General features: G+C 72.1%; 11 protein-coding genes. 4 read left to right on the top strand and 7 right to left on the bottom strand.

All coding sequences use genetic code 11. The features are described 5' to 3' along the window. Window positions 1-47: 47 nt before the first annotated feature. The 3 genes from ACWC24_RS12685 to ACWC24_RS12675 all read right to left on the bottom strand — a co-directional run bounded on the left by ACWC24_RS12685 (window position 48) and on the right by ACWC24_RS12675 (window position 2,922). Window positions 48-881 (bottom strand): hypothetical protein, encoded by an 834-nt coding sequence (locus ACWC24_RS12685; protein ID WP_450662797.1) that lies wholly within the window; start codon window positions 879-881, stop codon window positions 48-50. Window positions 882-1,238: 357 nt separating this feature from the next. Next, on the bottom strand, window positions 1,239-1,997 hold the full coding sequence (locus ACWC24_RS12680) for an SDR family oxidoreductase (RefSeq protein WP_450662796.1): 759 nt from the start codon (window positions 1,995-1,997) through the stop codon (window positions 1,239-1,241). 43 nt (window positions 1,998-2,040) lie between these two features. Continuing rightward, the gene (locus ACWC24_RS12675; RefSeq protein ID WP_450662795.1) at window positions 2,041-2,922 is read right to left on the bottom strand and encodes an oxygenase MpaB family protein; all 882 of its coding nucleotides are present in this window, start codon (window positions 2,920-2,922) and stop codon (window positions 2,041-2,043) included. Window positions 2,923-3,115: 193 nt separating this feature from the next. Here ACWC24_RS12675 and ACWC24_RS12670 point away from each other — a divergent pair, with 193 nt between their 5' ends. Next, the gene (locus ACWC24_RS12670; RefSeq protein ID WP_450662794.1) at window positions 3,116-3,703 is read left to right on the top strand and encodes a hypothetical protein; all 588 of its coding nucleotides are present in this window, start codon (window positions 3,116-3,118) and stop codon (window positions 3,701-3,703) included. A 122-nt stretch (window positions 3,704-3,825) separates the two neighbouring features. Here the strand turns inward: ACWC24_RS12670 and ACWC24_RS12665 are convergent, their stop codons facing one another. From ACWC24_RS12665 to ACWC24_RS12650, 4 genes are all read right to left on the bottom strand, one after another. Further along, entirely contained in the window at window positions 3,826-4,782 is a 957-nt protein-coding gene (locus tag ACWC24_RS12665; protein WP_450662793.1) for an MHYT domain-containing protein, read from the bottom strand. Between the two features lie 596 nt (window positions 4,783-5,378). Then, entirely contained in the window at window positions 5,379-6,329 is a 951-nt protein-coding gene (locus tag ACWC24_RS12660) for a shikimate dehydrogenase (protein WP_450662792.1), read from the bottom strand. A gap of 348 nt (window positions 6,330-6,677) precedes the next feature. Next, window positions 6,678-7,460, bottom strand: coding sequence for a TioE family transcriptional regulator (locus tag ACWC24_RS12655; protein WP_450662791.1), 783 nt, complete (start codon window positions 7,458-7,460; stop codon window positions 6,678-6,680). Between the two features lie 188 nt (window positions 7,461-7,648). Then, window positions 7,649-8,473 (bottom strand): maleylpyruvate isomerase family mycothiol-dependent enzyme, encoded by an 825-nt coding sequence (locus ACWC24_RS12650; protein WP_450662943.1) that lies wholly within the window; start codon window positions 8,471-8,473, stop codon window positions 7,649-7,651. A gap of 206 nt (window positions 8,474-8,679) precedes the next feature. Here ACWC24_RS12650 and ACWC24_RS12645 point away from each other — a divergent pair, with 206 nt between their 5' ends. The 3 genes from ACWC24_RS12645 to ACWC24_RS12635 all read left to right on the top strand — a co-directional run bounded on the left by ACWC24_RS12645 (window position 8,680) and on the right by ACWC24_RS12635 (window position 12,255). Further along, entirely contained in the window at window positions 8,680-9,459 is a 780-nt protein-coding gene (locus ACWC24_RS12645; protein ID WP_450662790.1) for an SDR family NAD(P)-dependent oxidoreductase, read from the top strand. Window positions 9,460-9,597: 138 nt separating this feature from the next. After that, the gene (locus tag ACWC24_RS12640) at window positions 9,598-10,563 is read left to right on the top strand and encodes a cyclase family protein (protein WP_450662789.1); all 966 of its coding nucleotides are present in this window, start codon (window positions 9,598-9,600) and stop codon (window positions 10,561-10,563) included. 111 nt (window positions 10,564-10,674) lie between these two features. Beyond that, entirely contained in the window at window positions 10,675-12,255 is a 1,581-nt protein-coding gene (locus ACWC24_RS12635; RefSeq protein ID WP_450662788.1) for a GMC oxidoreductase, read from the top strand. Window positions 12,256-12,353: the final 98 nt, after the last annotated feature.

Here is a 12,353-nt window from a genome sequence, read left to right as displayed (position 1 = left end):
GGAAGTGGTGCTCCAGGGACAGAGGATTGACGGGGCGCGCGGAGGTGTCAGGAGGCGGGCGTCGCCGGGTTCGCGCCGCCGGTGAGCGCGCCGAGTCCGAGGAGGTCCGCGGCGGTCGGCGACGGGTTGCCCGCACCGGTGCCCGACGCGCTCACGGTGGGCGTGGCGGCGGTGGGACGCGACGAGGTGGCGGGGGCCGTGGTCGCCGCGGAGCCGGTGGTGCCGTGCGTCGTGCGCACGGACGGCTCGGGGAGCGTGGCCGCCGTCGACCTGCTCGGGTCCGAGGTGGGGCCGGGTGTCACGACGCCGTCGACCGAGGACGGTCGCGTGGCGGTGTCCTGTGAGGCGTCGGCGCTCGGCGTGGCGTCGGCCGGGTCCGAGGGCTGCGTGGACTGCGACGGCTCCGACGAGGGGTCGACCTGGCTCACGGGCGCGTCGTCGTCCTGGGCGGGCACGGGCAGCCAGGGCGCGCTCGAACTGCCGGAGAGCAGGGTGGCGACGATGACGACCGAGTAGACGGCACAGGACACGCCGATGGCCATGCCCAGTCTGCGCAGTACGCGGCTGCGGCGGCCCGACTCGTCGACGAAGACGGGACTGCCGGTGCTGTCGAGGTCGTCGGGACGGCCGCTCACGAAGGAGTTCCCGGTGGGCGGCCAACCGACGGCGGCCATCTGCACGGTGAGTTCGTGCGGGTCGTGGAGCGATTCGTCCGATTCCTGGACCGGTGCCTGGGGCTGGGCCGGAATCGAGGCCTGGGGCCGGAACATCCAGGTTTCGGCCGTGCCGCTCCGGCCGTCGGCCCCGCCCCGGTCGACGGGCTCGGCTCCGAGCCCGGACGCATCGACGGCCTCTCCGGATACGGCGTCTTTCCGCCACATGTTCACGTACCCCAACCCCCACCGGAATTGTCGTGGATGTGCGGACAATTCCGAGCGCGCCTCGGCCGCACCAGGCCCCCACCTGCCCCGAGCATCCGCGTTTGCCCGATGCTGGACGCTAAACCTAGCTCACGCGTACGAAGCGTGCGGCTCATGTTCGGGAGGTGAACAGTAACGGATGTTCAAAGGTGTCCAAAATCCCCGCCTGGCTGGAACTTACCGGGCGACAGGCGGCAACACCCCTTCGAGATAAGCCGCAATCGGAATTCGCCAGGGCAGAGCGGAACACGCTCAGACAGGACGGGCACTGGTGACGGAAAGGTACAGAAGGTGGAGAACGGGACCGGGGAAGTTCGTTCAGCCTCGCGGTGCCCGGTCCGCCCGGGAGGCCATCCAGTCCCGGTAGTGCGTGGGAGCGATGCGGGAGCCCTCCGGCGCGGTCAGGACATCGCCCTTGGGGACGGAGAACATCCCGGCGGTCTCGTCGGTGACGACGTGGCCCGCTCCGCCCTCGGCCGCGAGGGTGAGGCTCCCCAGCTCGTCGAGGGGGAAGACCTCGGGGCCCGCGACGTTCAGGGTGCCGTCGAGCGGCTCGCCCATGGCGACGTCGGCCACCGCGGCGGCGACATCGTCGGCGGCGATGGGCTGGAGCGGGGTGCTGGGCAGCCGGACGGTGTCGCCGTCCGTGGTCCAGGACAGCACGGCGTCGACGAACTCCATGAACTGGGTGGCCCGTACGACGGAGTACGGCAGACCGCCGGCCTTGAGCAGATCCTCCTGAAGGACCTTCGCCCGGTAGTAGTCCAGCTCGGGCACCTCGTCCGCGCCCACGATGGACAGCACCACCACGTGTCCGACGCCGGCCGCGCGACTCACCTCCAGCAGGTTGCCCATCGACGTACGGAAGAACTCGGGCGAGGCCTCGTCGAAGGTGGGCGAGTTCGTCAGGTTGACGACCACCTCGGCCTCCGCGAGCGCGGCGGCCAGCCCTTCGCCGCTGAGGACGTCCACCCCCGTGGACAGGGAGAGCGCCGTCGCCTCGTGGTCCTGTGCCTTCAGCCGGGCGACCACCCGTGAGCCGATCAGACCCGTACCGCCGAGAACCGCGATCTTCATGTCCGTTCCTTTCTTCGGGTTCACCGCCCGTCACCGTCCGGTGTCACCGACGGCGCCTCCGGTGCGGGCGGTCGGGGCGCGCCGCGCGGCGTGCCGCATAGCCGAGAGGCAGGTAGCGGACACGCTCGGGCAGCAGCGGGAAGACGGTGCGCACGACCGCGCCGAACCCGCGCAACAGGCGTTCGTCCCGGGGCGTCCACACCAGGCCGAGCCGGTCACGCGCCACGGGCGGCAGCAGGCCGACGGTGACGAAGACGCGCAGCCGGGTCAGCGGCGGATGGAGCACCGGCCACAGCAGTCGTACGGGGGCGGACGCGCCCGGGGGTGCCGGGACGGGGCGGCGCGGGTCGAGGAGCTCCCGCGCCACCGGCGTCATCTCCAGTTCGTCGCGGACCATCGCGTCGAAGTACGTCCAGTACTCCTCGGGACCCTCCGGCATGTCGCGGTCCTTGATGCCGAGGATGCGTCCGAGCTGCCGGAGTTCGTCGTAGAGACGGATGCTCTCGGCGGGAGTCAGGGGCCGCGCGAGGTACCGGGCCGCGCGCAGGAAGACGGGGTACGCGGTGGCGTGGACCCAGGCGTAGCAGGCGGGCGCGAGTGCGTGGTAGGGGCGGCCCCGGGTGTCGGTGCCGTTGACGGTGCGGTGCAACCGGCGCAGCCGGCGCCCCTCTTCGGCGGCGCGCTCACCGCCGTAGATCCACAGCTGGAGCGACTCCAGGGACCGGTCGAGGCGCCCCCAGGGGTCGGTGCGGAACACGGAGTGCTCGTCGACGCCCGCGCCGACCGCCGGGTGTGCGACCTGGAGGACGAAGCCCGCGGGCAGCGAGAGCAGCAGACGGCGGTCACCGGCGATGTCCCAGAGGATCGTCTGCGGAGTGAGCGGGTCCGGTTCCCCGCGGGCGGTCCTGGCTTCCGTGTCGGTCACGGTCCTCACCTCGGCAGAGCGGTCCTGGCGCCTCCGCCTCTCCGTGGTGCCCGGAGCGGGCCGCCGGGAAACATTTATCACTTCTTCATCTCGCGACCCGGCAAGTACCGTCGGTCCCGCCCACCCGGCCCGCTTCGGGGTGGCGTCGACGGAAGTACTCCGTCCGGTGATTACTTTTGGTTAACGTCACCCCATGGCTGAGACTCAGAACCCTCAGGATCGTCAGCACCCTCAGGACCCTCAGACCCCTCATCACCCGTCCGGCGGGCTCCGTTCCGCCCCGCTCAGACGCTTTCTGGCCGCCGTGGCCGGGGCGACCGCCCTGGTCGCCCTCAGCGTCGGCGTCGCCCTCGCCGCAGGCTCGGACGACGGCTCCGGTCCGGTCCCCTCCGTGTCGAGCCCGGTCGACCCCGTCGAGGACACCGTCGGCGGCAGTGCCGGATCGACCACCGCCAACGGTGGCACCGACAACACGAGTGACGGCAGCAGCGAGGACATCAGCGGCGGCACGTCCGACGGCGGCACGTCCGACGGCTCGGGCAGCACAGGGGGCGGTGCGTCGCCGTCCTCCACGTATTCGGACGACCCCACGGCCTACCCCGAGCCCTCCACCTCGGGCGAACCCTCCACACCGGGCGACCTGACCGAACTCGAGCGACGCATCACCGAGCTCGACCGGAAGGTGGACCAGCTCCCCACGAAGCGGGAACTGGCCGACGCGCTGCGCGCCTTCGCCGACGAGCTCGACCGGACCGGCGGGCCGACCGGGCGCCCCCACTGACCACCGGACCGGCGTACGACAGGCCTGGACCTCCGCGACCGGTCGCGGAGGTCCAGGCCTGAGACGTCAGAAGAGGCCGGCCACGGGCGTGGTCGGCCTCTCGTGATGCCTCAGGAGGAGGGTCACCAGGACGCGTACGACCCCTCGGGGCGACCGTCGCCCGCGGCCGGGGCGGCGGAGTCCGCGTGGTTCGCGTAGTGCGGCTGCGGCACCTCGGTCGCCGGCGGCTGCGAGCCGGGCACCTCGTACGCCTGCGGCTGCGACGGCTGCCGCGGCTGCCACTGGGACACCTCGAAGGCCTGCGGCACCTCGTACGCGGGCGCCGACACATAGGTCGGCTGCTCCTCGGTGGCGGCCATCATTTCGGGGTCGAACATCACGATCACCGCCGCGACCAGCAGGACGATGAAGGGGCCGACCAGCATGAGCAGGAGGAACCCGAGCAGGCTCGTGGACGACTGGGAGGAGTCGATGACGCCGTCGACGTGGACGGAGACCGCGGCCATGCCGGTGTAGTGCATACCGGTGACGGCGACTCCCATCACCAGGCTCGCACCCAGGCTGGACCAGAGTCCCTGGATGGAGACGGCCGCCCAGAGGGCCGCCGTCGCGGCGACGACGGCGATGACGACGGACAGCACGACGGGCAGCGCGTCGTAGTGGATGGTGCCGTGGGCGTCCATGGCCGCCATGCCGAGGTAGTGCATCGCCGCCACGCCGACGCCGGTGACGCCTCCCGCGACCGCGAGGTTGGAACGCGACGCACCGCGATACCCGACGAGGAAGACGCCTACGGCCACCACGGCGATCGCGACGGCGAGGCTGAGGAGGGTGAGTCCGGAGTCGTAGCTGACCAGCGCGCCGCCGACGCTGAAGCCGATCATGGCGATGAAGTGCATCGTCCAGATGCCGCAGCCGATCGCCACGGAGCCCAGCAGCAGCCAGTTGGCCTTGCGGTCCGAGCGCCCGAGCGAGCGTGTCGTACATCGCAGTCCGAGCGCGGCCCCCATACAGGCCATGACGTACGCCGCGATGGGTGTCACGGCGCCGTAGTAGAAATTGGAGACGTCTGCGGTCATGAGGTGTTCCTTCAACTGCGTGGTGGCACAGGGTTGCGGTGAGCCGGACGGCGGGTGCGTCGGCACAGTGCTGCCGTGCGACCGCTCCGCCCGGCGTCCCGGAGCCGCGACGGGCCCGGGACCGCTGCCCGGTCACTGCGATCGGCACGGCCGGGACACCAGCACGCGCGGCGGCACCTGACCGGGGCGGTCGGCGGTCGTCGCCGGCCGCGTCGTGGGTCGGTCAGGCCGGGTGCGCACTGCGTCGCGCCAGGGACCTGACGGGGAGTCAGGGCCTTGGCGCCGGACGATCCGTGCGCCCCACCTGTGCGATGTGTTTACAAGTTAAACACACGCTTTTCACCCGTCCCCCACCCGCTCACCCCGGTTCGTCGAATCGATACGCGGACCGGTGGAGGTGTTTGTCCTTGTCTGGCCGGATCAATCCCCGCGCTCGAAGCTCGGCGCGGGTCAACAGTGCCACGCGATAAGGCGAATGCCCCCGGAAAGCCGACTCGCGCCCACTCGCGCCCAATGACCGTTTACTTCCCTGGGGGGTATTTCGCGGCGACTCGACCTACTCGGCCTCTTGGTCCCGAACGGCTCCGGGCGACGCGTCAGGCGTGGGCGTGCGGGTCCGCCGTCAGGTCGGCGAAGTCGGCCAGCATGTGCGCGGTGTGCGCGGGCAGGCCGGTGACGAGGCGGAACGCGTGGGCCGCTTGGTGCACCAGCATGCCGCCGCCGTGCAGCACCCGGGAGCCCCGTGCGCCGCCGGCCCTCAGCAGAGGGGTGCGCAGGGGGCGGTAGTTCAGGTCGGCCAGCCACAGCCGCGGATGCAGCAGCCGGGCCGCGAGCGGCAGCCGGGGGTGATGGACGGAGCCGACGGGCGAGGCGTTGACGAGCCCGTCCGCTTCGCCCATCACCGCTTCCAGCGCCTCGGCCGGGACGGCCCGGGCCCGCTCCTGACCGCTGTGCTCGTTGAGCGCCCCGGCCAGGGCGACGGCACGGTCCCGCAGCGGGTCCACGACATGGAGGTGCCTCGCTCCCCGGTCGAGCAGGGCGTGTGCGACCGCCGCGCCGGCGCCTCCCGCGCCGAGCAGCACCACCCGGTCGAGGCGCGCGTCGGGAAGTCCGCGGGCGAAGGCCTCGGAGAACCCGGCGAGGTCGGTGTTGTGGCCGACCGCCCGCCGGTCCGGGGTGAAGACGACGGTGTTGACGGCGCCGACGCGTACGGCCGTCGGAGCCAGCTCGTCGAGATGGGGCATGACGAGCTGCTTGAAGGGGTGGGTGACGTTCAGCCCGGAGAAGCCGCAGTCCCGGCAGGCGCGAAGCAGTTCGTGCAGGTCGTGCCCGTCGGTCGGCTTGGAACTGGTGTCGAGCAGCCGATAGAGGTAGCGCACACCGTGCCGGTCGGCTTCGGACTCGTGGAGCTGGGGGCTGAGCGAGTGGCCTATGCCGGTGCCGACGAGACCGACGAGTCCGACGAGTCCGACGAGTCCGACGAGTCCGACGAGTCCGACGAGTCCGACGAGTCCGACGAGTCCGACGAGGTAGGAGTACTGGGTCACGGCGACTCCACGCGAGTAATGTACGAACTAGTTCGTTATCCATATCAGGACGGGTACGCCGCGGGAAGTACCACGACAGCCCCGGCCCGGAGCGGGCGACGGCTCCGGCGGGTGCGGGCGACAGCCTCGGCCCGGGGCGCGGGGAACCCGGCCGTTCCGGCCGGACCGGGTGGGGTGAGCGGGCGCGGACGGGTCGTCAGGGTCGGTCCCGTGCAGGGCGTCCGCTGTCGCTCTACGGACAACGCGCCGGGCCGTGGCCCCTGTCGGCCGCCTCGGAGCCGCAACCCCCGTGGCACGTGCACCGGGTGGGCGACGGACCACAGGTCCCGAACGCGCCGGCGCCCCGGGTCAGCCCGTGTTCCGAGCGGTGCCCGGCGCGGCGAGCGCCGTGTCCAGGCCCGTCCTCAACAGGCTCAGATAGTGGCTGAGATGAGTGGCCGCGTCGAGCATGGCCAGGCCGCGCGCCCGCAGCCGGAGGTGCCAGTCGTCCAGGGCGCTGGACAGGGAGTCGCCGCCGTCGGCCGTGCGGATCTGCCGGACCACGGTGGATATGTGGTCCAGCGGGTATCCCCCGCGCCGCAGGAGATGGGCGAGTTCGGCGTCGCGGATGTCGCTCGGCCGGAAGACGCGGTATCCGCTGGCCGGGTCGCGTGCCGGGGTGAGGATGCCGACGTCCTCCCAGTTCCGCAGGGCGGCCGGGGTGACACCGAGCCGGCGCGCCAGTGCGCCGATGGTCCGGGGGACGGGGTCCGACGGGTGCCGGGGGCCGGCGCCGGACTCCGCCGTGAGGTGGTCCACCGCCCTCCTGACGGCGTCGAGGGTGTCGCGGTCGCGCAGCAACTGGCCGTGCCCGCGGTCGATGAGCGCCAGGGCACCGTCGAGCTCGTCGTCGTGGAGTGCGTTCATGATCTGGCCGCCGGCCGAGCAGCCGTATCCCGGAACGAGGGAGAGATAGACGCGCAGCGCCGCCACGTGCAGCTCGGTGTAGATCCGGTGTCCGCTCTGCGTGCGCTGGGCGGGCGGGATGATCCCCTCCCGCTCGTAGTTGCGGACCGCCTGGGCCGAGAGCCCGTGTTCGCGGGCGAGATCGGATGGTCGCAAGGTGATCACCGGTTTTGAGTCTTCCAACATGACCGCAGGGTCAAAGTTCTCAGAAGTCTCATAGGTTGTTCAGCCGAACCGGGGAAGAACCCGATTCGGTATATGGGGGACTCCGTCCCCGCACCGCGGAGAGGACCGTCGCCGAGCCACGGGACACCGCTGGACCCGGTCTCGGGGCGGCCGGAGTACCTGAACCCGGAGCGGCTTCGAACCCGGTCTCAGGGCGCCTTGAAAAGGGTCGGAAAACGGGGTGCCAGCCAGGGTTTGCGGCCCCACACCAGGATCCGCCCCCGGGCGAGTGCGCCCCACTGCTCGCGTCGGCCGAGCGCCATCAGCAGGAAGGTGACCGGCTCGATGTGGATGGTGCAGTCCGGGCGGGCCGGCAGCTCCGGCTCGACGGACACCTCACCGTCGGACAGGGTCACGCCGAAGCGGCCGCCGCTCCACAGCCGGATCGCGTAGCGGGCGGTCAGCCCGGCCGTGCGGGCGGGGTCGGTCACCCGCGGCATGGCCGTGATCAGGAACGGCAGGGTCAGCTCGACCCGGGCCTTGTCGATCATGTGCGGACGGCCCAGGGCGCGGGCGAGGTCGTAACCGTGGCCGAGCATGTGGGTGAGCAGGTACGACCCCAGCACCTGCGGGGTCATCGGGCCCAGCGGGCTGACGAGGGTCCCCTCGGCCGCCGTGCCCTCGTCCCACGCCTCGAGGTAGGCGTCGGCTGCCGCGACGATCATCGCGGCCAGCGGCTCGGCCCGGCGCTCGTCGAAGGCGGCGAGCGCCTGCTCGTTGGCCGCGGCGAGGCTCTGCGGTGTGCCGTCCCCGTAGTCGCGCGGGCGTCCCGCGGCGATGTCGGCCATCAGCTCGTTGGCCTGCGCCAGGTGCGCCGCCGCCTGCCCGACGCTCCACTCCGACCCGGGTACGGGAAGCCCCGTGTCGGCGCACCCGCGCAGCAGTGCGGCGATCTCCTCGGCGGTGTCCCGGACGGCTGCGCCGAGCCCCTCGGGCAGCGTGCCTCGTACGTCCTGCCCAGCCACTGGTTCCACGCCGTTCCCGCCCTCGATCTCGTGCCGTGCCGTGTGCGGGCGCGACCGGTGGGGCGCACGCATGACGGATCACCGGGGAGTAGACCAGGCGGCGACGCCTGCGACAAGACACAGGCCCTGGCCAAGAGCTCCGAACAAAAGTGGGGTCCGATCACCGGGCGCCGCCCGCCGGGCCCCCCTTTTGTTCGGAGCTCTAAGGTACGAAGATGACTTCGTACCGCTATCTCTCCGATCTGTTCTCGCTGGACGGCCGGGTAGCCGTGGTGACGGGCGGCAGCTCCGGCATCGGCCGGGGTATCGCCGGGGCGCTGGCCCGAGCCGGCGCGAGTGTGGTGATCGTGGCCCGCAGGGAGTCGGAACTGGTCGCAGCGGTCGACGAGTTGACCTCGGACGGCTGCCGGGCGGCCTGGGTGGGCGGGGACCTGGGCACCCGCGAGGGAGTGCGCGCGGCGGCGGAGCGGGCTGCCGCGGTCTTCGGCGAGCCGGACATTCTCGTCAACAGCGCCGGGATCAATCTGCGGCCGCCGATGGGCGAGCTGGGCGAGGAGGTGTGGGACGCCACGATGGCGGTGAACCTGGAGGCGCCCTTTCTGCTGGGCCAGCGGTTCGGGCCCGGCATGGCCGAGCGGGGTTTCGGGCGGATCATCCATGTCACCTCCCAGCAGGCGCACCGGGCGTTCGTGCAGAGCGGCGCCTACGGGGTCTCCAAGGGCGCGCTGGAGTCGCTGGCCCGCTCGCAGGCCGAGGCCTGGTCGCCGTACGGTGTCACCGCCAACACGCTGGTGCCCGGCTTCGTCATGACCCCGCTCAACGCACGGCTGTCGTCCGACCCGCAGCGGGTGGCGGAGCTGGCCGCGCGCACGATGGTCGGACGCAACGGTCTGGCCGAGGACTTCGCCGGTGCCGCGGTGTTCCTCGCCGGGCCCGCGTCCGGCTACGTCACCGGGCAGTCGATCTTCGTCGACGGCGGTCTGTCCGTCCACTGAGCCGGCGCACCGGAGGTTCGGCCGGTCGGCGCAAGCTGCCCGTGCCCGGCGTGTGGTCCGGGCCCGCGCGTGGTTCGGTGGCGGCAGGAGCCGCCCCGGACGTCCGGGCGCCGCCGCCCTCCTGAGGAGGAGTTCCCGATGGCCTCGGACCGGCAGCCCGTACCACCGCGCCCCGCGGCACCGCCGCCGCTGTCCGAGGCGGCCTTCCGTGACCTCTACCGCCGGTTGCGGGGTCGGGCCCAGGACGGTACGCAGGGACGGCGTGGCGCGCTGGACCGGCTGACGGCGGAGCGGGTCGTGGCGGCCGCCGCGCAGGTCCGGTGCGGCCGCACCGTGTCGCTGGCCGCCACCGTCGAGACGCACGACGCCCCGGACTGCCCCGAGCCCGCCTCCCACCGGATGACGGCTCCCACGCACGACGGGAGCGGCACGTCCGGGCTCGTGTTCGCCCGAGACCGGTTCGCCATGAACGTGCACGACGACGTCGACAGCCACCTCGACGCGCTGTGCCATGTGATCTTCGACGGCGAGCTGTACGGCGGCGTCCCGGCGAGCACCGTGACGCCGGAGGGTGCGGGCGCGCTCACCGTCGATCTGGTCCGGGACGGCATCGTCGGCCGGGGTGTCCTCCTGGACGTCCCGCGGCTGCGCGGGGTGCCCTGGCTCGAACCCGGCGACCAGGTGACCGCCGAGGACCTCGTCGCGGCCGAGACCGCGCAGCGCGCCACGGTCGGACCGGGTGACCTGCTGTTCGTGCGCGTGGGGCACCGGCTGCGCCGCCGCAGCCTCGGCCCCTGGGACGTGACCCGGGCCCGGGCGGGCCTGCACCCGACGGCGATGGACTTCCTGGCCGAGCGGGGCGTGTCCGTCCTGGGGTCGGACGGCAACAGCGACGCGGCGCCCGGCGCGGTGGCCGGGGTGGCGTTTCCCGTGCACGTGCTGGCCGTCAACGCCATGGGGCTGCATCTGCTGGACTGGCTCGACCTCGAGGAGCTGGCGGCGGTGTGCGCGCAGCAGGAACGCGGGCACTTCCTGTGCGTGGTCGCCCCGCTGCGGCTCCCGGCGGCCACCGGCTCCCCGGTGAACCCGATCGCCGTGCTGTGACCGTTCGGGTGCGCAGGCGGCTCCGGGTGCCGCACTCCCGTACAGCGCGTACGTTCGAAAGAGGGAGACCCGCACCTGCCGCGGACCGCGCCGACCAGGACGGTGGTTGCCATGGACGCCCTGCCCCCGTACGACGTGATCGTCGTCGGCACCGGTGCCGGCGGCGGCACTCTGGCCCATCGGCTGGCCCCCTCGGGCAAACGGATCCTCGTCCTCGAACGCGGCGGCTACCTGCCGCGCGAGCGCGACAACTGGGACTCCACGGCCGTGTTCGTGAAGGGCAAGTACCGGGCCCCGGAGTTCTGGCTGGACCGGCACGGCGACGAGTTCCCGCCGGAGGTGAACTACTACGTCGGCGGGAACACCAAGTTCTACGGCGCGGCGCTGTTCCGGCTGCGTCCCGAGGACTTCGGCGAACTCCGCCACCATGACGGTGTCTCCCCCGCCTGGCCCATCGGTTACGACGACCTGGAGCCGTACTACACCCAGGCGGAGCACCTCTACCTGGTGCACGGCCGGCACGGCGAGGACCCCGGGGAGGGGCCGTGCAGCGCCCAGTACGCCTATCCCCCGGTCGAACACGAGCCGCGGATCGCGCAGTTGAGCCTGGACCTGGAGAAGCAGGGGCTGCATCCCTTCCATCTGCCGATCGGGGTGAACCTCACCCAGGACGAGAACGGCCGGGCCACCCACTCCAGCGTCTGCATCCGCTGCGACCGCGTGGACGGCTTCCCCTGTCTGGTCCGGGCCAAGTCGGACGCCCAGGTCATCTGTGTGGAACCGGCGCTGGCGCACCCGAACGTGGAGCTGGTCACCGACGCCCGGGTGACCCGGCTGGAGACCGACCCCACCGGACGCAGCGTCACCGGCGTGGTCGCCGAGCTGCCGGGCGAGCGGGCGGCCCGGTTCTCGGCGGACGTCGTGGTCGTGGCGTGCGGGGCCGTCAACTCGGCCGCGCTGCTGCTGGCTTCGGCGAACGACCGGCATCCGCGCGGACTGGCGAACGGCTCCGACGTGGTCGGCCGGCACTACATGCGCCACAACAACCTCGCGCTGATGGCCGTTTCGAAGGAGCCCAACGACACCCGGTTCCAGAAGACCCTCGCCCTGCACGACTGGTATCTGGGCGCGGACGACTGGGAGTTCCCGCTCGGCGGGATCCAGATGCTCGGCAAGTCGGACGCCGAGCAGATCCACGGCGAGGCCCCGCGCTGGGCCGGAGCGGTCACGCCGGACCTGCCGTTCGAGGTCCTGGCCCATCACGCGGTCGACTTCTGGCTGTGCGGGGAGGACCTGCCGCGGCCGGACAACCGGGTGACCCTGGAAGGCGACGGCCGGATCCGGCTCACCCTCGACGAGGGCAACAACGTAGAAGGGCTGAAGCGCCTGCGGCACAAGTTGCAGCACATGCTCGGCCGGCTGGGCATGCACGAGCACCGGCTGCTGTCCCACAGCATCTACCTGCACAAGGGAATGCCGATCGGGGCCACCGCGCACCAGGCCGGCACGGTGCGGTTCGGCACCGATCCAGCGTCCTCGGCCCTCGACGTCAACTGCAAGGCCCACGACCTGGACAACCTCTACGTCGTCGACACCGGTTTCTTCCCGAGCATCGGCGCGGTCAATCCGTCGCTGACGGCCATGGCGAACGCCCTCCGGGTGGGCGACCACCTGCTGGAGCGGCTGGGCTGAGCGCGCATCGGCGCCCCGGCGCCACGGAGCGGCCGGGCGCCGGGGCGGCGCCGTCGCCCGGACGCCGACCGGGCGAAGATCCTCCACCGGGCAGCGCA

This window comes from Streptomyces sp. NPDC001443, assembly GCF_053597355.1.
This window is presented reverse-complemented; position numbering and strand designations above follow the sequence as displayed.

Bases quoted from the DNA above. Each gene is read 5' to 3' on its own strand.
- ACWC24_RS12685 (WP_450662797.1), bottom strand. From the start codon at position 881: ATGTGGCGGAAAGACGCCGTATCCGGAGAGGCCGTCGATGCGTCCGGG.
- ACWC24_RS12680 (WP_450662796.1), bottom strand. From the start codon at position 1,997: ATGAAGATCGCGGTTCTCGGCGGTACGGGTCTGATCGGCTCACGGGTG.
- ACWC24_RS12670 (WP_450662794.1), top strand. From the start codon at position 3,116: ATGGCTGAGACTCAGAACCCTCAGGATCGTCAGCACCCTCAGGACCCT.
- ACWC24_RS12665 (WP_450662793.1), bottom strand. From the start codon at position 4,782: ATGACCGCAGACGTCTCCAATTTCTACTACGGCGCCGTGACACCCATC.
- ACWC24_RS12655 (WP_450662791.1), bottom strand. From the start codon at position 7,460: ATGTTGGAAGACTCAAAACCGGTGATCACCTTGCGACCATCCGATCTC.
- ACWC24_RS12645 (WP_450662790.1), top strand. From the start codon at position 8,680: ATGACTTCGTACCGCTATCTCTCCGATCTGTTCTCGCTGGACGGCCGG.
- ACWC24_RS12640 (WP_450662789.1), top strand. From the start codon at position 9,598: ATGGCCTCGGACCGGCAGCCCGTACCACCGCGCCCCGCGGCACCGCCG.
- ACWC24_RS12635 (WP_450662788.1), top strand. From the start codon at position 10,675: ATGGACGCCCTGCCCCCGTACGACGTGATCGTCGTCGGCACCGGTGCC.